The organism is Halorubellus salinus (assembly GCF_020567525.1).
Lineage (GTDB): Archaea > Halobacteriota > Halobacteria > Halobacteriales > Natrialbaceae > Halorubellus > Halorubellus salinus.
The window spans coordinates 289,684-311,546 of sequence record NZ_JAJCVI010000002.1; the positions used below are offsets into that span (position 1 = coordinate 289,684).

Annotated in this window: 22 protein-coding genes; 10 read left to right on the forward strand and 12 right to left on the reverse strand. The window is 69.3% G+C overall.

Going from position 1 to position 21,863, the window contains the following annotated elements:
* Nucleotides 1-5 precede the first annotated feature (5 nt).
* The 6 genes from smc to LI336_RS05975 all read left to right on the forward strand — a co-directional run bounded on the left by smc (nt 6) and on the right by LI336_RS05975 (nt 7,738).
* On the forward strand, nt 6-3,581 hold the full coding sequence (gene smc, locus LI336_RS05950) for a chromosome segregation protein SMC (protein WP_227131856.1): 3,576 nt from the start codon (nt 6-8) through the stop codon (nt 3,579-3,581).
* Nucleotides 3,574-4,650, forward strand: coding sequence for a segregation and condensation protein A (locus tag LI336_RS05955; RefSeq protein WP_227131858.1), 1,077 nt, complete (start codon nt 3,574-3,576; stop codon nt 4,648-4,650). The genes smc and LI336_RS05955 overlap by 8 nt, the downstream gene beginning before the upstream one ends.
* 123 nt (nt 4,651-4,773) lie before the next feature.
* Nucleotides 4,774-4,977, forward strand: coding sequence for an HVO_0649 family zinc finger protein (locus tag LI336_RS05960; RefSeq protein WP_227131859.1), 204 nt, complete (start codon nt 4,774-4,776; stop codon nt 4,975-4,977).
* 438 nt (nt 4,978-5,415) lie between these two features.
* Nucleotides 5,416-6,435 carry a thiamine pyrophosphate-dependent dehydrogenase E1 component subunit alpha gene (locus tag LI336_RS05965; protein ID WP_368408359.1) on the forward strand — a complete coding sequence of 340 codons (1,020 nt, stop codon included), beginning with the start codon at nt 5,416-5,418 and terminating at the stop codon, nt 6,433-6,435.
* Entirely contained in the window at nt 6,435-7,457 is a 1,023-nt protein-coding gene (locus LI336_RS05970) for an alpha-ketoacid dehydrogenase subunit beta (protein WP_227131863.1), read from the forward strand. Before LI336_RS05965 ends, LI336_RS05970 begins: the two co-directional genes overlap by 1 nt.
* Nucleotides 7,454-7,738 (forward strand): lipoyl domain-containing protein, encoded by a 285-nt coding sequence (locus tag LI336_RS05975; RefSeq protein WP_227131865.1) that lies wholly within the window; start codon nt 7,454-7,456, stop codon nt 7,736-7,738. The genes LI336_RS05970 and LI336_RS05975 overlap by 4 nt, the downstream gene beginning before the upstream one ends.
* Before the next feature lie 14 nt (nt 7,739-7,752).
* Here the strand turns inward: LI336_RS05975 and LI336_RS05980 are convergent, their stop codons facing one another.
* From LI336_RS05980 to LI336_RS05990, 3 genes are read right to left on the reverse strand one after another with little or no spacing between them, the layout of a single operon-like run.
* The gene (locus tag LI336_RS05980) at nt 7,753-8,217 is read right to left on the reverse strand and encodes a hypothetical protein (protein WP_227131866.1); all 465 of its coding nucleotides are present in this window, start codon (nt 8,215-8,217) and stop codon (nt 7,753-7,755) included.
* Between the two features lie 11 nt (nt 8,218-8,228).
* On the reverse strand, nt 8,229-9,083 hold the full coding sequence (mtnP, locus tag LI336_RS05985; RefSeq protein ID WP_227131867.1) for an S-methyl-5'-thioadenosine phosphorylase: 855 nt from the start codon (nt 9,081-9,083) through the stop codon (nt 8,229-8,231).
* A gap of 55 nt (nt 9,084-9,138) precedes the next feature.
* Entirely contained in the window at nt 9,139-9,549 is a 411-nt protein-coding gene (locus LI336_RS05990; RefSeq protein WP_227131869.1) for a hypothetical protein, read from the reverse strand.
* Nucleotides 9,550-9,674: 125 nt separating this feature from the next.
* Here LI336_RS05990 and LI336_RS05995 point away from each other — a divergent pair, with 125 nt between their 5' ends.
* Entirely contained in the window at nt 9,675-11,156 is a 1,482-nt protein-coding gene (locus tag LI336_RS05995) for an MATE family efflux transporter (RefSeq protein WP_227131871.1), read from the forward strand.
* Nucleotides 11,157-11,211: 55 nt separating this feature from the next.
* On the opposite strand, the gene LI336_RS06000 is transcribed toward LI336_RS05995, so the two are convergent.
* The 3 genes from LI336_RS06000 to LI336_RS06010 form a co-directional block, all read right to left on the reverse strand.
* On the reverse strand, nt 11,212-11,925 hold the full coding sequence (locus LI336_RS06000) for a phosphoribosyltransferase (RefSeq protein WP_227131872.1): 714 nt from the start codon (nt 11,923-11,925) through the stop codon (nt 11,212-11,214).
* Nucleotides 11,926-12,059: 134 nt separating this feature from the next.
* Nucleotides 12,060-12,596, reverse strand: a complete 537-nt coding sequence (locus LI336_RS06005) for a DUF7109 family protein (protein ID WP_227131874.1) — start codon at nt 12,594-12,596, stop codon at nt 12,060-12,062.
* A 143-nt stretch (nt 12,597-12,739) separates the two neighbouring features.
* Nucleotides 12,740-13,033: a hypothetical protein gene (locus tag LI336_RS06010; RefSeq protein WP_227131876.1), complete on the reverse strand. Its 294-nt coding sequence runs from the start codon at nt 13,031-13,033 to the stop codon at nt 12,740-12,742.
* Nucleotides 13,034-13,171: 138 nt separating this feature from the next.
* Between LI336_RS06010 and LI336_RS06015 the strand changes: the two genes are divergently transcribed.
* A complete protein-coding gene (locus tag LI336_RS06015) occupies nt 13,172-13,798 on the forward strand; it encodes an AraC family transcriptional regulator (protein WP_227131878.1) in 627 nt (208 codons plus the stop codon).
* Nucleotides 13,799-13,807: 9 nt separating this feature from the next.
* Here the strand turns inward: LI336_RS06015 and LI336_RS06020 are convergent, their stop codons facing one another.
* Nucleotides 13,808-14,905 carry a glycosyltransferase family protein gene (locus LI336_RS06020; protein WP_227131880.1) on the reverse strand — a complete coding sequence of 366 codons (1,098 nt, stop codon included), beginning with the start codon at nt 14,903-14,905 and terminating at the stop codon, nt 13,808-13,810.
* 95 nt (nt 14,906-15,000) lie between these two features.
* Nucleotides 15,001-16,212, reverse strand: a complete 1,212-nt coding sequence (locus LI336_RS06025) for an MFS transporter (protein ID WP_368408349.1) — start codon at nt 16,210-16,212, stop codon at nt 15,001-15,003.
* Nucleotides 16,213-16,346: 134 nt separating this feature from the next.
* Here LI336_RS06025 and LI336_RS06030 point away from each other — a divergent pair, with 134 nt between their 5' ends.
* Nucleotides 16,347-16,514, forward strand: coding sequence for an HVO_0758 family zinc finger protein (locus LI336_RS06030; RefSeq protein WP_227131882.1), 168 nt, complete (start codon nt 16,347-16,349; stop codon nt 16,512-16,514).
* A 40-nt stretch (nt 16,515-16,554) separates the two neighbouring features.
* Here LI336_RS06030 and LI336_RS06035 read toward each other — a convergent pair whose 3' ends face one another.
* Nucleotides 16,555-17,649, reverse strand: coding sequence for an aldo/keto reductase (locus LI336_RS06035; RefSeq protein WP_227131883.1), 1,095 nt, complete (start codon nt 17,647-17,649; stop codon nt 16,555-16,557).
* 242 nt (nt 17,650-17,891) lie between these two features.
* Between LI336_RS06035 and LI336_RS06040 the strand changes: the two genes are divergently transcribed.
* Nucleotides 17,892-19,091: an MFS transporter gene (locus tag LI336_RS06040; protein ID WP_368408360.1), complete on the forward strand. Its 1,200-nt coding sequence runs from the start codon at nt 17,892-17,894 to the stop codon at nt 19,089-19,091.
* A gap of 23 nt (nt 19,092-19,114) precedes the next feature.
* On the opposite strand, the gene LI336_RS06045 is transcribed toward LI336_RS06040, so the two are convergent.
* The 3 genes from LI336_RS06045 to LI336_RS20085 form a co-directional block, all read right to left on the reverse strand.
* On the reverse strand, nt 19,115-20,260 hold the full coding sequence (locus tag LI336_RS06045; protein ID WP_227131887.1) for a DHH family phosphoesterase: 1,146 nt from the start codon (nt 20,258-20,260) through the stop codon (nt 19,115-19,117).
* Between the two features lie 57 nt (nt 20,261-20,317).
* Nucleotides 20,318-21,217, reverse strand: a complete 900-nt coding sequence (locus LI336_RS06050) for an NAD-dependent epimerase/dehydratase family protein (RefSeq protein ID WP_227131889.1) — start codon at nt 21,215-21,217, stop codon at nt 20,318-20,320.
* Nucleotides 21,218-21,301: 84 nt separating this feature from the next.
* Nucleotides 21,302-21,733: a DUF5791 family protein gene (locus tag LI336_RS20085; RefSeq protein WP_264475315.1), complete on the reverse strand. Its 432-nt coding sequence runs from the start codon at nt 21,731-21,733 to the stop codon at nt 21,302-21,304.
* Nucleotides 21,734-21,863 lie beyond the last annotated feature (130 nt).

Below are 21,863 nucleotides of genomic sequence, written 5' to 3' on the forward strand. Positions count from 1 at the left end.
AAACAATGCACATCAAGGAACTCGTCCTCGAGAACTTCAAGAGCTTCGGGCGGAAGACCCGAATCCCCTTCTACGAGGATTTCACGGTCGTCACCGGCCCGAACGGGAGTGGGAAGTCGAACATCATCGACGCCGTACTGTTCGCGCTCGGCCTCGCTCGGACGCGAGGGATTCGCGCGGAGAAACTCACGGACCTCATCTACAATCCCGGGCACGCCGACGGCGACGACGGCGGCGGCCCGAAGGAGGCGATCGTCGAGGTCGTGCTCGCGAACGACGAGGGCCGGCTCTCGCGCTCGCAGGTCGAGAACGCCGCCGGGACCGACGACGTCGGTGACGTCAGCGAGATATCGGTGAAGCGCCGCGTCAAGCAGACCGAGGACAACTACTACTCGTACTACTACCTCAACGGGCGTTCGGTGAACCTCTCGGACATCCAGAACCTCCTCGCGCAAGCCGGCGTCGCGCCGGAGGGCTACAACGTCGTCATGCAGGGCGACGTCACGGAGATCATCAACATGACGCCGTACGCGCGCCGCCAGATTATCGACGAGATCGCGGGCGTCGCGGAGTTCGACGCGAAGAAGGAGGACGCGTTAGAGGAACTGGAGACGGTCAAGGAGCGCATCGAGGAGGCGGAGATCCGTATCGACGACAAGCACGACCGCCTCGACCAGCTCGCGGACGAACGCCGCGAGGCGCTCCGGTATCGACGACTCCGCCGCGAGAAGGAGGAGTACGAGGGCTACCTGAAGGCCGCGGAGTTAGAGGACAAGCGCGAGGCGCTCGAGTCGGTCGTCGACCGCATCGAACGGAAACAGGACGAACTCGAGGACCTGGAGCGCGAGCTCGACGAGCGCCAGGGGAAGGTGATGCGTCTCGAGGACGACCTCGAGGAGCTGAACCGCGAAATCGAGCGGAAGGGCGAGGACGAGCAACTCCAGATCAAGAGCGACATCAACGCCATCCAGAACGACATCGAGCTCTTGGAGGAGAAGGTCGCGTCGAGCGAGGACGCCATCGAGTCCGCGGAGGCGGACCGCCGGCAGGCGTTCGTGCAGGTGGACAAGAAGCAAGAGGAGATCGAGGACCTGGAGGGCGACATCAAGGAGTGCAAGGTCGAGAAGTCCTCGTTGATGGCGGACGTCCAGGACAAGCGCGCGGAGCTCGCGGACCTGCAGGCGGAGATCGACGCGATAGACACGGAGTACGACGAGCTCAAGGGCGACCTCCAGGAGCGAAAACAGGCGCTCGAGGAGGCGCGCGACGAGAAGAACGAACTGCAGCGCGAGCAGGACCGGCTCCTGGACGAGGCGCGGCGTCGGTCGAACGAGATCGGCGAGGTCGAGGACGACGTCGCGGCTGCGGAGGCGGAGATCCCGGAGCTGGAGGCCGAGCGCGAGGACCTCCAGGACGAACTGGAGAAGGCGCGCAAGAACGCGCTCTCCATCGAGGGCGTCGTCGACGACCTCAAGCGCGAGAAACAGGAGACCCAGAGCGACCTGGACGACGTGGAGGACGAGCTCCAGCGCAAGCAACAGGAGTACGCGGAGCTGGAGGCGAACGCCGAGGCGTCGGGCGATTCGTCGTACGGGCGGTCGGTGACGACCATCCTGAACTCGGGCATCGACGGCGTGCACGGGACGGTCGCGCAGCTCGGGAGCGTCGGCGGCGAGTACGCGCAGGCGTGTGAGACCGCGGCGGGTGGCCGGATGGCGAACGTGGTCGTGGACGACGACGTCGTCGGCCAGCAGTGCATCGAGCACCTGAAGTCGCGGAACGCCGGGCGTGCGACGTTCCTCCCGATGACGAAGATGCACAATCGGTCGCTGTCGAGTCCGCCGGACGTGCCGGGCGTCGTCGACTTCGCGTACAACCTGCTGGACTTCGATTCGACGTACGCGGACGTGTTCAGTTACGTCGTCGGCGACACGCTCGTCGTCGAGGACCTGGAGACGGCGCGGGACCTCCAGGGCGACTATCGGCTCGTGACGCTCGACGGCGACCTCGTCGAGAAGTCCGGGGCGATGACGGGCGGGTCGTCGTCGGGGTCGCGGTACTCGTTCGCGAAGTCCGGGCGCGGGGAACTGGAGCGCGTCGCCGAGCAGATAACGGCGCTCCAGGAGCAACGCGAGGACCTCCGCGAGGAGCTCCGGGACATCGACGAGCGGCTCGACGACGCGCGCGACCGGAAGGCGGACGCGACGGACGCGGTCCGGGACGTCCAGAGCGACGTGGACGCTGTCGAGGCGGAGATCGAGTCGACGCGAGAGCGCGTCGAGCGCCTCGAGGACCGGAAGGCGGAGCTCGAGAGCGAGCGCGAGGACGTGGACGCGGAGATGCAGGAGATCGAGGCGCAGGTGAGCGAGAAGCAGGCCGAGATCGCGGACATCGAGGACGACATCGCCGAGCTCGAGGAGGAGCTCGCGGATTCGCGCGTCCCCGAGTTGACCGCGGAGATGGAGGACGTGGAGGCGGAGATCGACGACATCGAGGGTCGCGTGAACGACATCGACGGGACGTTGAACGACCTGACGCTCCAGAAGGAGTACGCGGAGGACGCCATCGAGGACCTCCACGACGACATCGAGGACGCCCAGGAGCGCAAGGCCGAGCACGAGGACCGCATCGCGGACCTCGAGGGCGACATCGAGGCGAAGGAGGCGACGCTCGAGGAGAAACGCCGGAAGGTCCTGGAGCTCGAGGACGAGCTCGAGGACCTGAAGGCCGAACGCGAGGAGGTCCGCGAGGCGGCGAAGGCGGCACGGCAGGCGCGGGACGAGCAACAGCAGCAGGTGGATGCGGTCGAGTCGAAGGTGGCGAACCTGGAGGCCGAGCGCGACGACCTCGAGTGGGAGGTCGAGAGCCTGGAGGCGGAGGTCGGCGAGTACGACCCCGAGGACGTCCCGGAGCACGACGCGGTCGTGGAGATGGTGGAGTGCTTCGAGGCGGACATGACGGCGATGGAGCCCGTGAACCAGCTCGCGATCGACGAGTACGACGAGGTCAAGGAGGCCCTGGAGGAGCTGCTGTCGGGGAAGGAGACGCTCGTCGAGGAGCGCGATGGCATCCGGGAGCGCATCGAGTCCTACGAGGCCCAGAAGAAGCAGACGTTCATGGACTCCTACGAGGCGATAAACGAGCAGTTCACGGACATCTTCGAGCGGTTGTCTGCCGGGACGGGGACGCTGCACCTGGAGGACGAGGCGGACCCGTTCGAGGGTGGGTTGACGATGAAGGCGCAGCCGGGCGACAAGCCCATCCAGCGACTGGATGCGATGAGCGGCGGGGAGAAGTCCCTGACGGCGCTGGCCTTTATCTTCGCGATACAGCGGCACAATCCGGCGCCGTTCTACGCGCTCGACGAGGTGGACGCGTTCCTCGATGCGGCGAACGCGGAGCGCGTCGGGCAGATGGTGGACGAGCTCGCGGGGAACGCGCAGTTCGTCGTCGTCTCGCACCGGTCGGCGATGCTCGACCGGTCGGAGCGCGCGATCGGCGTGACGATGCAGGACAACAACGTGTCCGCGGTCACGGGCATCGACCTGGCGGGCGGCGAGGAGGTGCCGGCGGATGACTGAGGAGCGCCCGGAGGACGGCGAGGACCTCCAGCCGGACGGCGGGAACGACCCGGCGTCGATGCTCGACATCGCGGGCCACGAGGACCGCGAGCGGCCGGGGGACGCGGACGACCCGTTCGGTGCCGACGACGACGAGGCGGACGCGGCCGGCGCCGAGAGCGACGACCCGTATCCGGACGCGGCGGAAGCGGCCGAGGCGGCGGGCGAGACGATGGACGAGGTCATGCCGGACGAGGACGCGATGGCCGACGGCGACGACGACGAGGTCGAGCCCGTGGAGGTCCTGGTGACCCTCGCTGAGAACGGCGAGATCGACCCGTGGGACATCGACGTCGTCACGGTGACGGACAAGTTCCTCGACGCGCTCGACGACGCGGACCTGCGGACGTCGGGGCGGGCGTTGTTCTACGCGAGCGTCCTGGTGCGGATGAAGGGCGACGAGCTCCTGCACGGGAGCGACGACGAGGACGAGGAGGAGCTCGCGCCGTGGGAGCAGCCGTTCGCGGACGACCCGGCCGCGGCAGGCGGTGAGGGTGGCGAGGCTCCGGGTGACTTCGACCCTGTCGCGGCGCTGGAGGACGAGATGGAGCGCCGTCTGGACCGCAAGCAGGCGCGTGGGACGCCGGAGACGCTCGACGAGCTCGTGCGCGAGCTCCGCGAGGCCGAGCGCGGGAGTTGGTGGAAGCGCCAGCGCGAGTACGACACGAGCGACTCGCCGAGCGGGTACGGACGCGGCGAGCAGACGCTGGATTATCGGTCGGCGGACGACTTCCGCGTGGACGACGAGCCGACGGAGGCGGACGTGACGGGGACGACCCACGAGGAGGACATCGAGTCCGTCATCGAGGACGTCGAGGCGACGCTACGCGAGCACTACGACGCCGGCCGCGACGAGGTGCTGTTCCGCGAGGTCGCGGCGGCGTACGGGTCGCGCGTGCAGACGTTCCTCGCGGTGCTGTTCATGAGTCACCGCGGGACGGTCCGCCTCCAGCAGGACGAGCTGTTCGGCGACCTCTGGGTGCAGGACCCGAACGCCGCGACGGTGAGCGAGAGCGCGGCCGCGGACTGATCGGCTCTGGCAGCCGTTTCCGTGGTTCTCGAGTTTCCACGTGGCTGGGAAAGTCGAAACCCAGAACCACGCCATGTTAAACCGTGGCATGACTTATGTTCGTGGCCGTCGAAGTTCTTCGGTATGTCCCGAGGCGCAGGCGGGTCGTCGCTCATCGACCGACTCAACGACCGCTACGAGGGGACCGACCTCACGTGCCCCGAGTGCGGGTACCACGACGAGGACGGTAGCTGGCGAGCGTCGACGAACGGCCGCCGCATCGACTACCGCCACCTCTGTCCGAGCTGCGGGAACAACCGCATCCGGACCGTCACGCTCGGCGAGTGATACGCCGAGCGCCGGTTCCACCACGACTACCAGGGGAGTGCGTCCGATGCCAACGACCTGTCTCCAGCGGACGCGGGGCCGTGTACGAGACGCGCGACGCCGCCGAAGACGCCGTCGCGTCGGACGAGACCGGCCACACCCTGACGGCGTACGTACCGTCGAGCGATCCCCGGAGCGGCGTCCCTTCGCGAAGCGTCCGCGCGACTGACGGCGACCGGTAGCGGTCCGACGACGTCGAGTCCAATCCGTCGCCGGCCGGAAGGGCTCCGTCGGCGAGTGGGAACCATCTCGCCGGTACCCGACGCGTCGTGATCGGGACCAGGTCACGAGGTGCTCGCAACTGGACGTGTGCCCGGCAGTAACCGTGTAGTGGCGATTTTTGCGCCCATCAGACCATTGCTATTGTGTACCATGCCTAGCGACTCAGAGCTTCGGTCGATGTACGACGACATGGTGACCGCGCGCTACTACGAGGAGCGCCTCCAGGAGGAGTACCTCGAGGGGAAACAACCCGCGTTCGACATCTCCGCCGGACCCATCCCGGGCGAGCTCCATCTCGCCGCGGGCCACGAGGCCTCCGGCGCGGGCGTCTGCGCGCACCTGCGCGACGACGACACCGTCACCGCACCACACCGACCACACCACATCGCCATCGCGAAGGGCGTGGACCTGAAGCGGATGACCGCCGAGATATTCGGCCGCGAGACCGGGCTCTCGAAGGGGAAAGGCGGCCACATGCACCTGTTCGACCCGGACGTGAACTTCGCGTGCAGCGGCATCATCGCCCAGGGGTGTCCGCCAGCGGTCGGCGCCGGCCTCGCCGCGAAGAAGCGCAACACGGACGCGGTCGCGGTCGCGTTCCTCGGCGAAGGCGCCATCGACCAGGGCGGGTTCCTCGAATCGTTGAACTTCGCGAGCGTCCAGAACCTCCCGGTCGTGTTCGTCGTCGAGGACAACGACTGGGCGATCAGTATGCCCAAGGAGCGCGTCACGGACGTCCGCGACGGCTCGAAGCGCGCCGACGGGTTCGAGATGCACGGCGAGCGCGTCGACCACGACGACGCGGTCGACGTCTACGAGGCCGCCGAACGAGCGGTCGGGCGCGCTCGCGACGGGAACGGCCCGACGCTGCTCGAGGTACAGGTGCATCGTCGCATGGGGCACTTCATGGGTGACGCCGAGGCGTACCGGCCCGAGGAGGACGTCGAACGCCACAAGGCCCGTGACTCCATCGAGCGCCTCGCCGAAGACCTGCGGAAACACGGCATCACGGACGACGAACTCGACGAGATACGCGAGTCGGCCGAGAACCGCGTCGACCACGCCATCGACTGGGCGAAGGAGCAACCGGAGCCAGCGTCGGACGCGGCCTACGAGGACGTGTTCGCGAACCCACCTACTGGTGGCGTCGACGAGGCCTCGTCTACGACCGCCGCGACCGACGGAGGTGAGGAGTGATGGCCCAGACCCAGGAGGCCGCCGAACGCGAGCTCACGATGAGTCGCGCGATGGTCGAAGCGGTCGCCCAGGAGATGCGCGAGGACGACGACGTCTTCCTCATGGGCGAGGACGTCGCCGACTACGGCGGTATCTTCAGTTCGGCGACCGACCTCGGCGAGGAGTTCGGGCATGACCGCGTGATGGACGTCCCGATCTCGGAGACGAGCTACATCGGCGCGGGCGTCGGCGCCGCACAGGCCGGGATGCGTCCCATCGTCGAGCTGATGTTCGTCGACTTCTTCGGCGTCGCGATGGACCAGATCTACAACAACATGGCGAAGAACACCTACATGTCCGGCGGGTCGGTGAACGTCCCGATGGTCCTCACGACCGCCGTCGGTGGGACGTACAACGACGCCGCACAGCACTCCCAGACGCTGTACGGGACCTTCGCGCACCTCCCCGGCATGAAGGTGGTCGTCCCGAGCACCGCGTACGACGCGAAGGGCCTGATGCACACCGCCATCCGGGACGACGACCCGGTCGTGTACATGTTCCACAAGCGCCTGATGGGGCTCGGGTGGATGCCGTCGCCGAGCGGCCCGAAGACCGACGTCCCCGAGGACGCCTACGAGATCCCCTTCGGTGAGGCCGACGTGAAGCGCGAGGGGAGCGACGTGACCGTCGTGACGCTCGGGCTGCACGTCCACCGTGCGATGGCGGCCGCCGACGCGCTCGCGGACGACGGTATCGACACCGAGGTGCTCGACCTGCGGACGCTCGTCCCGCTCGACACCGACGCCGTCCTCGACTCCGTCCGGAAGACGGGACGGCTCGTGGTCGTGGACGAGGACTACCGGTCGTTCGGCGTGACGAGCGAGATTGCGGCGCTCGCCGCCGAGCACGCGCTCGACGACCTGGAGGCCGTCCAGCGCGTCGCGATCCCGGACGTCCCCATCCCGTACGCGCGGCCGCTCGAGGACGAGGTCATCCCGGGCGTCGACGACATCGAGGCTGCGGTTCGCGCCGTCCGAGAATGAGCGGGACGAGCGAACCCGGATCGGCGGACGGGCGCGTCGCGGTCACGCTCGCGTCCGTGTGGCCCGACGGCGGCGACGACGTCGACGAGGGCGTGGTCGCGAACTGGTTCGCGAAGGAAGGCGCGACCGTCGACGCGGGCGACACGCTCTGCGAGATACAGATCGAGAAGGTCAGCATCGACGTCCCCGCACCGGTCGCCGGGACCGTCGACGAGGTCGTCCTCGGCGAGAACGACGAGTTCACGCGCGAGGACACCCTCGCGTACGTCCGACCGGCCTGACGACCGCGTCGTCGTCACTCCGTGGCGGCCGCACCGTCGCCCGCTTCGCACGCGGCGCAGTCCCGGCGGTACTGCCAGTAGAGCAGGCCCACGAACAGCGCGACGCTCGCGACGCCGAGGTACGGTCGCAGCGGGTCGAAGTACGTCATGAGCGCGGACGAACTGAACAGCGCGAGCAGGACGGCGTTACAGATCGGGCACCCGAACGCGAGGACGCCGGCGACGACGCTCCCCGCGGCGTACCCGTCACCGAGTGGGTCGGCGACGCGCGAGCGCTGGTAGACGAACGCACCGGCGAACGCGGCGGTCGCGACGAGGAACACGTAGTCCGCGAGCGTTCGCTCGACCATCCGGACGTACACGGGATTCGGAATGAGGCCAGTCACGGTTCCGAAGACGAGGAACGCGCCGACGGCGACGGCCACCGCTCTCGCGACGCCGGAGCGCACGATCGCGGGCGGCTGGGGCAGCGACGACATCGGTCGTCACCTCAGAGGTACTCGCCGGCGAGCAACTCGACGCGCTCTCTGGTCTCCTCCGGAATCGCTTCGGTCGGCGTGTTGACGGTGCCTTCGAGCGCCGTCCAGGCGTCGCTCTCGAAGTCCTCCGGCATCGTCCGCACGGCCTCCTCGACGACCGCGTTGATGGACTCCTGGTTCGCGGCGGCGTTGTCCAGTACTTCCTGGAGCGTCACTTCACTGTCCTGCTTCCAGACGTCGTAGTCGGTGACGCCCGTGACGGTCGCGTACGCGAGTTCGGCCTCGCGAGCGAGCTTCGCCTCGGGGATGGCGGTCATGCCGACGACGTCCCAGCCCTGCTCGCGGTAGAACTCGCTCTCCGCGCGCGTCGAGTACTGCGGGCCCTCGATGCAGACGTACGTTCCATCCTCCTCGACGGTGGCGTCGTGGTCGGCGGATTCGGCGGCGTCGGCGAGGTGCGACTTGAGCGCGGGGTCGTAGGGGTCCGCGAACCCCATGTGGACGACCATACCGTCGCCGAAGAACGTGTGCTCGCGCTGGCTCGTCCGGTCGAAGATCTGGTCGGGGACGAGGAGCGCGCGCGGCGGCAGGTCCTCGCGGAGGCTCCCGACGGCGTTCGTCGAGATGACGCGGTCGACGCCGGCGTCCTTGAGCGCGTAGATGTTCGCCTTGTACGGCGCGTTCGTCGGCGTGTGCTGGTGGTCGGGGCCGTGCCGCGGGAGGAACACGACGTCCTTCCCGTGGAGCGTGCCGACGGTGAGGTCGTCGCTCGGTTCCCCGAACGGCGTGGTCACGCTTCGCTTCTCGACGTCTTCCAGCGGGAGCGCCTCGTAGATGCCGCTCCCACCGATGATGCCGATGGACATGCACTCGGTTTCCGGCCGCGCGGATTTAAGTGCGACGAGTCGCCGCGTCGACGGCTCAGTCCCGCGACCGACCCCGGGTTCCGGGGTCGACGAGTGCGCGAACGCGGCTCGCGGGGTCGGCGCGCACGACGACGACGGCGGCGAGGTACGCGACTCCCGCGGCACCGACGGTCCACGCCGTCGACGGGTCGCCGAGCGCGCCGGCGGCCGCGGCCTGGAGGGCGAAGAACGACGACACCGCCGCGAGCGAGAGCGCGCCCGTGGTCCGGAGGCCGACGTCGCGGTCGACGGCCACGGCGGCCAGTCCGAGGGCCGTCCCGCCGACGAGCCACGGGTACCCGACGTCCACGGCGGCGACGACGAACGCGAACGGGAGGAGGCCGACGGAGAGTGCGAGCCAGTGCGCGACGAACCGCGCGGCGGCGACGAGCAGGGACCGGCCGCGCGGCGAGGATCCAGGGGACACGGGCGGTCGGTCGAACGCCTCGGCGAAAAATCCCGGCGATAGGTTGGGGGCGTCACGCCGTCGACGGTGAGGCGCGCTAGCACGGGCTACGAGTCTTCTTACGGCACCGAAGCGTTTCGGTTCGTATGACCGAGAATCGGGAGTTGACCAAGGGAGACCTCCTCGGGCCGATGGTGGCGCTGGCGTGGCCGATGATCGTCATCCAGCTCCTCCAGGTGGCGTACAACGTGGCGGACACGTTCTGGCTCGGGGCGCTGTCGGCGGACGCGGTCGGCGCGCTCAGCCTCGCGTTCCCGATCATCTTCCTCCTCATCAGCGTCGGCGGCGGATTCACCGCAGCCGGTGCCATCCTCGTCGCCCAGCACACGGGCGCTGGCGGCGACGACGCCGCCGGGAAGGTCGCCGGGCAGACGCTCACGTTCGTCCTCGGCGTCTCGGTCGTCCTCGCAATCCTCGGGTTCCTCGTGACGGACACGATGCTCGGATTGTTCCCGGCGGACCCGGAGACGAAGGCGCGGGTCATCCCGCTCGCCGCGGACTACATGCGGTTGTTCTTCCTCGGGAGCCCCGCGCTCTTCGGGTTCTTCGTGTTCGTCAGCCTCCTCCGCGGGTACGGGAACACGCGCACGCCGATGCGCATCATGTTCGTCTCCGTCGTCGTGAACGTCGTCATCGACCCACTGCTCATCTTCGGGTTCGCGCCCCTCGGCGTGCCCGCGATGGGTATCGAGGGCGCCGCGGTCGCGACCGTGCTCAGTCGCGCCATCGCCGCCGCGCTCGGGTTCTACGTCCTCTTCGGGACGACCGTCGGCCCGACCATCGAACGCGCGCACCTGGTGCCCGACCTCGACTCCATCGCCGAGATCGTGCGCGTCGGCGTCCCGTCGGCGCTCGAACAGTCGATGGCGTCGCTCGCGATGGTCACCCTGACCGCGATGATCGCGACGTTCCCGCCCGCAGTCGTCGCCGCGTACGGCCTCGGGAACCGCCTCATCTCGCTCGTGTTCCTCCCCGCGATGGGGCTCGGGCAGGCGACGAACACGGTCGTCGGCCAGAACCTCGGCGCGGACAACCCCGAGCGCGCCGCACGAGCGACGTGGCTCGCCGCGAAACTCGTCGCCGTCGTGATGGTCGTCGTCGCCGTCGTCGCGCTCGCGTTCGCCGAACCCATCGTCGCGGTGTTCCTCCGCACCGAGTCCGCGACCGCGACCGAGACCGTCCGCCTCGGCGCGGAGTACCTGCGCGTGATGGCGGTCGCGTTCTCGTTCGTCGGCGCGTTCCAGGTGTTCCTCGGCGCGTTCCGGGGCGCCGGGGACACGAAGACCGCGCTCGCGTTCAGCGCCGTCGCCCTCTGGGCAGTACGGGTCCCGGTGACGTTCGCGCTCGCCATCGCCGGCGACTTCGGCGCGACCGGCATCTGGATCGCGGTCGCCGTCGGCGACGTCGTCGGCTGCCTCGCCGCGATGGCGTGGTTCACGCGCGGCACGTGGAAGAAGAGCGTCGTCGACGACGAGACCACAGAAGCAGACGGCACGAGAACGACGGAGTCGACGACCGCAGACGACGCGACCGGCTCACCGAACGACCCCGTCGCGACCGACGACTGACGAACCGCCGTCGCGACCAACCGCCGTCGCGACCGACGACTCCGTCCTCCCGCCCTCAGTCGTCAGCAGACTCGTCGTCCACGAGCAGCCACTCGCCGGGGCCGGCGTCCGCGACGACACCGCGACGTTCCATCTCCGTGAGCACCTCCGTCATCCGATTCGGTTGCGCGATCTCCATCTCGATGCGCTCCACGTCGTGGTACTCCGAGAGGTAATGCCGGATGTCCGCCTTCGAGAACGCGTCCTCGTCGGCGCGCGCCATCACGCCCGAGATGACGTCGATCATGTCCTCGATGAAGTTCCACGGATACACCATCCACGCCCACTCCTCCAGGTTCTCGCCGACGTAATCCGGCTCGAACTCGCTCGTATCCAGCAACTGCAGCGTCGCGGTACGCACCTCGCCCGCGTCCCGCTCCATCACGTACTCCTCGGCGCGCCGGATCGACCCGCCGGTGTCCGCGATGTCGTCGATGATGAGGACGTCCTTCCCGTCCACCGACCCCTCCGGCATCGGGTACCGGACCTGGGGCTCGTCGGCCTTCTGGGCGGTCCCGACGTAGTGCTCCATCTTCAGACTCGTCAGGTCGTCCAACCCGAGGAAGTCACAGATGCACCGGCCCGCGAACCAGCCGCCGCGAGCGAGCGCCACGACCACGTCCGGCTCGAACGCGTCCCGCTTCACGTCGTTCGAGACGTCCCGGCACAGCGAGTAGATGTACTCCCAGTTCGTGATGGTGCACTTGAAGTCCTCCGGCAGGTCGCTCATGTCCGCGAATCGGCCGCGTCGACACTTAACCGTTTACTCCCACGGCGCGCACGGTCGTCGGCTCGCAGTCGCGTTCGCGCCCGGTCCGTGCGCGGTATCGGTCAGTAAAGCCTGGCGGACCGTTGCGCTGGCAGTCAGTCGAGATTGGCGAGTGCGCCGTCGGCGAGGCCGCGCGTGTCGGCGAGGTCGACGTCCGCCCACGCTTCGACGTCGTACGTGACGTCGACGACGTCGTGGAGGCGGTCGGCGTCGCCGCGAGCGGCGGCCTGTTCGACGGCTGCGCGGAGTTGCCTGCGGACGCGGACCGCCAGCGCTTCGCGGTCGACGTCGCGGGCGTCGACGTCGAGGATGTGCGGGAGGTCCTCGCCGTGCTCTGGTTCCTCGGGCCACGCGCGCGGGCCGGCGACGTACGCCGCCTCCGACCCGTCGAGACCGTCGACGACCTCGGGGACGGCCTCGGCCGCGACGCGGACGACGTGGAACGACGCCGCCGCCGCGTTCACGCGCTCGGCGATACCGTCCTCGCTGACGTCCCGGCCCGCGCGGAAGGCCGCCTCGCGGACCGCCCGCTGGAACTCCGACTCGCTGAGCGCCCCGAACAGCTCGAGGACGCCCGCGAGCTCGTCCGGCGACAGCACCTCGCGCCCGTCCGCGGCGTCGGATTCGGTCACGTCAAGACCGGTTCGCGCGCGACACCAAAACCGTTCGGGCGACGACAGGGCGACGCCCCGACGCGACCCGGGTCCCACGTCGACCGTCGTCGGTGGACGCCTATCCGGAATTGTTCAACCGTCGTAGCCGCGTCCGCAAGTGGCTAGCCGACTCGGACGCGTGCTTGGTGAACGATGTTCCCGATGATCAGCGAGACGAGCGCCCAGAACAGGGCTCGCCGGGTCCAGTATTCGAGGAGTTGTACGAGGAAGGACTCACCCAAGGAGAACGGGATTCCGAGCTGCCAGAATCCCCGGTAAACCGGGTTGATGATCGAATTCAGCCAGGACCCGTACGGTTGGAACGACGCGTACCAGACGAGGAGTGCCACGAGGAAGACGACGGCCACGTCCCTGTTGAGGAGTCCACGGACTGAACTGACCACGGTACCTGTCACGTCCTGGATGCGAACTCGCTGTGGAATAAGTCTTCTCTGCAGTTGCCGGTTCGTGGCTTCGGGGAAAGACAGGCTGGCGAGCGGGGCCGGGCCGGGTGCGGCACAAGACACTTCTCGACCCTGGTCGTCGTGTCGACGATGCCCGCCCGTCGTCACGTCCTCGCCGCGCTCGCCGCCGGAACGACGACCGTCGTCGGCGGTTGTCAGTCGTTCGCGTCGCGCGAGGCGACTCTGGAGTCGAACGTCGGGGAAGCGACCGCGTTCACCGAGGGCGTCGCCGACCCGGCATCGTCCTGCGGCGAGCGCACCGAGCCGCTGGACCCGTACTGGACCGCGGCCGAGCCCGGTCCACGTGACGGCTTCTGGCTCACCGCGAGCGCCGACCGGGTCGCGCTCGGCGACGAGGTGACGTTCGCGTTGACGAACGTCAGCGACGAGGTGCAGACGACGGGCGTCAGCAAGAAGCTCGACGTCCAGCGCGCCACCGGCGACGGCTGGCACAGCATCTTGGGAATCGCACCCGACAATTGGGGTATCATCGACAATGCGGTGCGGCACGAACCCGGGAGCGGCTTCGAGTGGACCGTCACCGTCTCGGAGACGGGGCTCACCGATGCGTTCGAGTACACGCCGACGTACCGCGTCTGCGGACCCCTGGAACCGGGTTCGTATCGGTTCGTCTACTGGGGCACCGGTCGGAACGCGGCGCACGCTGTCGGGTTCGAGGTCGTCGACGACGCCGACGCCGGTGGTCTCGGCGACTGACCACGCCGCTCAGTCCCTGACGCGCTCGATGGCGCGGTGGCTGGCGTCGAGGACGGTCTCGGCGTGGAGGGAAACCTCGTGCCACGCGGGCAGGCGGTCGTCGCGGTCCGGCGCCTGGACGGCGGGCGCGTAGGCTTCTATCTGGTCGCGTTCGTCGTGGGCGTCGTACGCGAAGTCGTTGAACGCGGCGTCGGCGGCGTACTGGTCGACGAGCGCGCTCGCGGTGTCGCGGTAGGCGTCGCGGAGCGCGTCGTACGCGACGGGGACGTCGTGGTCGGCGAGCGCGTTGAACAGCGCGCGCCCGACCTGTTCGCTCATGTCGCTGAGGCCGGTGGGGCCGGAGACGGCGCGGTGGTCGTGCTCGTGGCGGCCGAGGTCGACCTGCGCGGAGCGCTCGAAGCCGGCGTGCGCGTACGCGTCGGCGAGCGTCCCGACCTCCAGGCCGAACTGGCGTTGCGCGCGGATCTCGCGAGCGAGGTCGGCGGTCATCGCGAACTCGCCGGCGAGCGCGTACCGGAACGCGTCGAGGTAGTCGACGAACGCGTGGTCGGTCGCGTCGTCGAGCGCCCTGATGAGCGGGCGGACGAAGAGGCGGAAGAGGCGGCCGTAGAGCTGGTCGTTCTCGACCCTGGCGTAGTAGCCCTTCGAGAACGCGTACTCGCCGGCGAGCGGCGCGAGGAGTTTCGGAACGTGCCGGTCGGTGTAGGTCTTCGCGTCCGCGTCGTGACAGACGACGAAGTCGGCGACGTCCGCGGCGTGGCCGAGTGCCAGCCAGACGTCCCGGCCCTTACCGGCGGCGCCGCCGAGTTCGTGGTCGGCGAGGACCGCGTCGACCTCCTCGCTGTTGCACCAGAGGAGGTCGGCGTCGACGTCGAAGGACCCGAGCCAGTCCGCGAAGTCGCCGACGTGCTCGGGCGACGCCGACAGCGGCACCACGACCTTCCCGGGATCGACCGATTCGAGCGCCGAGAGCGTGTGCTCGGGCGCCAGCCCGGCGTACTCGCGTTCGGTCATCGGCACCACGACCGCCGCACGCTCCGTCGGCGCCACCGGGTCCGCGTCGCCGTAATCGTGGAGGGTCGTCACGCGCTCCTGGACGTACTCCATCACGTGATGATAAGGACCGGAGTTGTATAATCGGCGCGATGCCAGAACCCGCGGTCGCTGCCGGCGGCGGTCGGCGGTCAGCGGGTCGTCGCGGGTCAGTTGACGGCGCGCGCTTTCGTCGGGAGCCGGCCGGCGACGTGGAGGGCGACGAGGACGACGACGAGGCCGCCGACGAGCGCGGCGTACCCCTGGAACGCGGCCGTAAACGTGACGTCGAGGTCGCGCATCGTGCCGAGTGCGACGCTGCCCGTGGACTGCACGAGCATCATCGTCCCGGAGTAGAGCGCGTACGCGCTCCCGCGGTGTTCGTCGGGGAGCGCGTCCAGGAGGTAGATGTCCATCGCGGGGAACAGCGAGTGGATGACGTACCCGATGGCGAGCGAGAGTGCGACGATGGCGTACAGGCCGGTCGCGACCGTGAGCGCCATCAGGAGCGTCGCGAAGCCGCCGAGGATGACGAGGATGACGGGGACGTGCGGGACGCGGTCCATGAGCCGCCCGGTGAGCCAGAACGCGGGGACGCCCGCGGCGAAGATGCCCGTGAGGAGCACCCGGCCGGTGGGGCGCGCGACGTCCTTCGCGACGTCGAGGTACTGGACGTAGAAGTTGAAGACGCCGTTCCAGACGAAGCCGGTGAACCCGAGGAAGACGACGCCGGCGACGACGAGCGGCCACTGTGCGCGCGCCCCGGCGATGAGGTCGCGGTCCTCCGCGCCGGCGTCCGGGAGTTCCGCTCGGCGCGCGACCGCGTAGAACGCGGTCGTGGTGACCGCCGCGAAGACGGCGATGGCGGCGAACACGAGCCGCCAGCGCTCGAAGGGGACCGATATCCAGGCGGCGGCGAGCGCGACGCCGACGAACAGCGGTGCGGCGACGGCCGCAACCTGACTGGCGGTCCCGTGGATGCCGAGTGCCCGCCCGACGCTGTCGGGGAACAGCTCGGAGACGAGCGGGTTCGCGGCGATGAAGTACGCGCCGCTCGCGACGCCCATGAGGAGCGACCCGACGTACACGCTCGGGAGCGACCACGCGAACGTCGTGAACGTCGCGGCGCCCGTCAGGACGACGCCGGTGCCGAGGACGACGTGATGCCTGGGGACGCGCGTGAGCAGCCAGCCGGTCGGGATGCGGGGGAGTGCGCTCCCGAGCCAGACGAGCGTCGCGATGAGTCCGATCTTGCCCTGGGACGTGACGTCGAAGGATGCGGCGAGCGCGTCGAGCATCGGTGCGAACGCGACGCGCGGGAAGTTCACGAGGAACACCATCGCGCACATCGCCCCGAACAGTTTCGTCCGTCCCTGTGTCACAGCGCGTCCTTCGACGGTCGTCCGCTTACGTATTTCGAACCGAAAGTGGTGAGCTGGTTCGGATACGAACATCTCGCGTCAACGCGTGGAGGGGTCACCGCAGGGTTTTATTATGTGAGTTCGTAGGCCGGGTTATGAAATCGGTCAGGAAGGCGCTCCGCGACGGCTCGTTGTTCAAGGACACGTACGAGCGACTGAACTGCGCCGAGTGCGAGAAGAAGCTCGGGACGAAGAATGACCCGGACGAGATCGGGACGGTACGGGTGTGCGAGGAGTGCGGCGGCGAGTGGAAGGAGCTCTGAACGCGCCGAGGACGTCCGGGAGCGTGCTCGGCCGACGCGGTCACTCGAAGGTCGCGTCGAACGCGTCCGCGCCGAGGGGGTCGAACGTGCCGGCGGCGACGTTGTCGGCGACGTGCGCGGTGGAGGATGCGCCGACGAGTGCGCTCGTGACGCCGGGCGCGGAGCGCGCGAAGTTGATCGCTCGCTGCGCGGGCGTGTCGCCGTCGAGTTTCGCGTCGACGGCATCCGGGATGGCGTCGGCGGTGGCGAGGTCGCCCTGCTGGAGGGACGCGGACGTGAACACGTCGATGCCCGCGGTGTTCGCGAGTTCGAGGACGCTGACGTCGCCGTCGGCGCTCGACTGACTCTTCTCGGTGAACGCGCCAGCCATGTGGACGTTGAACGGCAGTTGGACCGCGCGGAACGACGTGGCGGCGTTCCCGACGCGGTCGGCCGCGCTACGGGCGCGCGAAACGACTTCGGCGAGCGAGAGGTACTTCGGGTGGTCGCGGGGCACGCGGAAGCACTCCCAGGTCGCGACGCCGTAGTGCCGGAGGTCACCGGTCGCGACGCGTTCCTCCATCGCGACGAACGCGGCCTCGATGGTGTCGTACACCGTCTCCCGGTCGTACTCGGCGAGCTGGACCTCGGGGTTGTGGAGGTAGTAGAGGTCGAGGACGTCGAGGTCGAGGCACTCGAGCGACCGGTCGAGCTGGTCGTGGACGAACGCGGGCGTCATCGCGTGCTGGCCGGCGACGAGGTCCTCGCGCTCCAGAGGGCCGTCGTCGACGAACCGCTCGCGGACGTACCGCCCGGGGTCGTCCGGTCGCCCGCCGTCGAACGGCACGAACCCGCACTTCGAGGCGACGAGGACGGCCTCGCGGTCGACGTCGGCGTCCGCGAGCGCTCGGCCGACGACGCGCTCGCTGCGCTGCGCGCGATAGTTCCGTGCGGTATCGAGCACGCTGATACCGCTCTCGACCGCCTCGACCACCGCGTCGTGGTACGCGTCGTCGACCGCGTCCGTCGCGTCGCCGAGGTACGTCCCGAGACCGATGCTGGAGACGACGCCGTCCCCGAACCGCCGGAAGTACGTCCGCCCGAACGCGTCCGTGTGACGGTCCCGGTAGTCCCACGTCGCCGTCTGCGTGACCATACCGGAGGTTGCGCGGGTGACGGCAAAAGGCCCGCGTTCGACCGGAGCGGGGAACGCGCGGTCGCAGTCCGACCGTCGGCGTTCATAACCGTCTTCACGGCGACCGTCGTACGTCGCCCAGTGACGTTGGTATCGTCCGGAGGTCGACGGTGAGCGCGCTCCGTCGAGTCGTCGGCGCCCTCGCGCGGCGAGTCGGCGCTCGCGTCGGCGGGTCCGGCGACGGCGTCGTCGTCGCCGCGGTCATCGCGAGCACGTTCTTCATCGGGTTCGGCGGCGGCGTCATCTACCCCATCCTCCCGAACCTCGGGGAGGTCCTCGGCATCTCGTCGTTCCTCGTCGGCCTCATCCTCAGCGCCAACCGGTTCTCGCGGCTGTTCGCGAACGCGCCAGCGGGAGCGCTCGTCGACCGCATCGGGACCCGGACGCCGTTCGTCGTCGGGATGGTCGTCCAGGGCGTCGCGACGCTCGGGTACGTCGTCGCGATGGTCTCCCCGTTCCCCGAGGGCTGGTTCATGCTCGCTCGCATCCTCTGGGGCGTCGGGAGCGCGCTCGTGTTCGCGACCGCGTACACCATCGCCTCGGACGTCAGCGACGCCGGGTCGCGCGGCGCGAACATGGGACTCATCCGCGGTGGCGTCCTGTTCGGGTTCCCGACGGGCGTCGTCGTCGGCGGCGTCGTCAGCGAACTCGCGAGCACCGTCACCGCGTTCGCCGTCGCGAGCGCGTTCGCGTTCCTCGCCAGCGTCGTCGCGTACGCGACCGTCCCCGAGACGCACGTCGAACCCGACGACGAGACGTCCGCGAAGCCGTGGGACGTCGACACGAGCGTGCCCGCACTCACCGTCGGCGTCGTGAACTTCGCCGTCCTCTTCGTCTACATCGGCGCGCTGTTCGCGACGCTCGTGCTCTTCCTCGCCGAGAACACCATCACCGTCTTCGGGTTCGACGCGCAGGGCTCGTCGGGTATCTTCATGGGCGTCACGGTCGTCGCCGCCGGCCTGTCGATGTACGCCGGCGGGTACGTCAGCGACCACCGCGAGTCCCGCGTCCCCGTCCTCCTCACGTTCCTCGCGGCGACGTCGCTCGGCTTCCTCGGGCTCGCCGTCGCCGACTCCGTCCCGACGCTCGCCGCCGCGTGTCTCTGCGTCGGCGTCGGCCAGGGCGGCACGAGCGGCCCGCTCATGGCGTTACTCGCCGACCTCGTTCCCGACGACCGGATGGGGCGCGCCGTCGGCACGAACAACGTCTTCGGTGACATCGGCGGCGGCTTCGGCCCCATCGTCACGCTCCCGCTCGTCGACGTCGTCGGGTTCACCCCGATCTACGTCGCGTGCGCTGCACTCCCCGCGGCGGCAGCGCTCGTGCTCCTCGCTGGCGTGCGTCGAGAGACCGGGCAGTTCGTTCCGATGGTCGGGTCGCGACGCGGGAAGGACAGTCAGTAGTCGCCCGCCATCGGGAAGGACAGTCAGTAGTCGCCCGCCATCGCCTTGAACAACCGGTCCGCGAACTCCTCGCGACTGACGCCGTCGCTCGGCCCGATGCCGTTCATGTGGTCGAGACTGAGCTGTCCGCCACCCATGCGGGCGTGCCCGCCGGCTTCCGCCATCGGGATGCCCTCGACGGCGGCCTGGAGCGCCTCGCCCATGTGCACGCGGTCGTCCCGGGAGCGCCCGGAGACGTGCACGGTGCCGTCGTGGTTCCCGAACACGACGACGGCGGTGACGCCCTCGCGGTGCGTGAGTTCGTCCGCCGCCTGCGGGATGGCGTCGACGTTCGGGACGTTCTCGAGGTCGCAGACCGCGTACGACCCCTCGACCTCGTGGTTCATGATGGCTTTCGCCTTCGTCTGCAGGACCTCCACGGGGACCTGCGGGTTCGCGATGCGGTCCAGCAAGTCCTCGTTGATGGCGGGATAGAGGTACGCGCTCGCCTCGAACTCGTGCTCCGAGCAGCCCTTCGTCAGGTGGTTCGTGTCGGACTGGATGCCGTACACGAGCCCGGTCGCGAGGTGCGGGGAGACCGAGAGCCCGTCGTCCGCGCCGACGGTCGCGTCGAGCTCCTCGAAGTACTCGACGAACAGCGACGCGCACGCGCCGACGTCCGGCCGGACGTCCGTCACGCGTCCGGTGCCGTCGCCGGGGTGATGGTCGACGACCGCGAGCGGGTCGACGCCCTCGGCGCCCTGGAACCCACGCGGTTCGTTGTGGTCGACGAGGACGACGTCGTCGTGGAGGTCGCCGCGCGTCTCGATGCAGTCGAGCTCCAGGTCGAGGACGGTCCGGAACGCGCGGTTCTCCTGGTGCCGTATCGACCCCGGGTACTGGAGGACGGGGGTCGCGTCCGCCTCTCGAGCGATGGTCGCGGCAGCCATCGCCGACGCCATCGCGTCCGGGTCCGGGTTCGGGTGCATGAGAATCGAGACGCCGTCGACGCTCCCGAACGCACGCTTCAGTCGGCGTGCTGGATGCTGTCGTCGCTTCCACCACCAGGCGAGCGCGCCGAGCGCGGCGAGTGCGACGACGGCGACGGCGGCGAGCGCGGGCATCGAGAGCTCGTCACCGACGAACTGGAGAGGGACGTGCGTCGGCGACGCGTCGAACCGCAGTGCCATGCCCGACCACATAGGGTCGGAGGCAAAGAAGGTTCCCCCATCAGGCGAATCGGGGCGTTACGCGTCGTTCGCGTCGGTGTACGCGTCGATAGCGGCGGTGTAGCCCTCTCGGTACGTGGGGTACCGGAACTCGTAGCCGAGGTCGCGGAGGCGCGCGTTGTCGACGCGTTTCTCGGCGCGGATGCGGCGTTCGGCGGCGGCGGAGAGGTCGCCGTCCGCGAGGCGTTCGGTCGTCGTCTGCTTCTCGGGGCTGGGTTCGCCGCAGGCGTCGGCGAGGTAGTCCGCGAACGCCCACTTCGAGACCGGTTCGTCGTCGACGACGTGCACGACGTCGCCGCGGGCGCGGTCGGTCTCGAGGAGGAACCGGACGGCGCCGGCGGCGTCGTCGCGATGGATCATGTTCAGGTAGCCTTCGGTGACGGGGCCGTCGACGTAGCGCTCGAGCCGGTAGCGGTCGGGGCCGTAGAGCCCCGCAAAGCGTGCGACGGTACCGTCGATCCCGTAGAGGCGGTCGGCGGCGAGCGCGACGGCTTCCGCCGCCGCGAGCACCCGCGTCTTCGCGGTCGTCGGATCGATCGGCGTCGACTCGTCCACCCAGTCGCCGCCGTGGTCGCCGAACACGCCCGTGCTCGAGGTGTAGACGAGGCGCCGCGGCGGGTCGTCGCGCGTCGCGTACTCGCCGAGCGCGGTCTGGAGGCCGTCGACGTACACCTCGCGGGCGGCGTCGGCGCCGCGGCCACCGGACGACGCGGCGAACACGAGCGCGTCAGCGTCCGGGAGCGCCGCCACCGATTCGGCGTCCGTGACGTCCGCTTGCACGCCGTCGAAGCCCGCGCCCTCGATGGCGTCGAGCCCCGATTCGCTCCGGCGGACGCCGACGACGTCGTGCCCGCGGTCGACGAGCTGGCGGCCGAGTTCGATACCGACGTACCCACAGCCGAGGACGACCACTCGCATACGCGACGGTCGGGCGAGCACGAACTTGAACCCTCTCGTCTGGCCCCGGGACTGCTTGCGTCGAGGAGCGAGGCGTCGTCGCCGTCAGGGCTGGCGGCTGGCGATGACGTGCTGGATGTGGACGTACTCGTCGAAGGACATGGGCGCGCGGCGCTCGATCTTCTGCTGGACCTCCTTCGCGTCCAGGTCGAGCGCGAGGTCGCTCTCGACGGCGTCGACGTCCATGACGCCCGTGGTCATCCCGAGCAGGAGGTGGTCGCACGCGATCTCGACGACGGTATCGGGGTCGGCGACGCCGTCGCGCACGGAGAGCACGGCGGCGGCGTCCTGGAGGGAGAGGTCGTCGGGGAGGTCGGCGTCGGCGACCCGTTCGACGGTCTCGCGGTCGAGGTCGGTGGCGTCGAGGACGGCGTCGACGCCGTGCTCGTCGACGACGGCTGCGAGGTCCTGGGCGTACTCGTCGCGGAGGTCGTCGACGGTGAGCCCGTCGACGTCGTGTCGCTGGTCGTGGAACATGGACGGTCGTTGCCGCCGCGGGTACAAATCTCCACCACACTCGCCGCGACCGCACGTGGCGGTGGTCGACGAGTTCGCGGTCTCGTTCCTCGGCGTTTCGTCGACCGCGTCGCCGGCGCCCGGGCGGGTG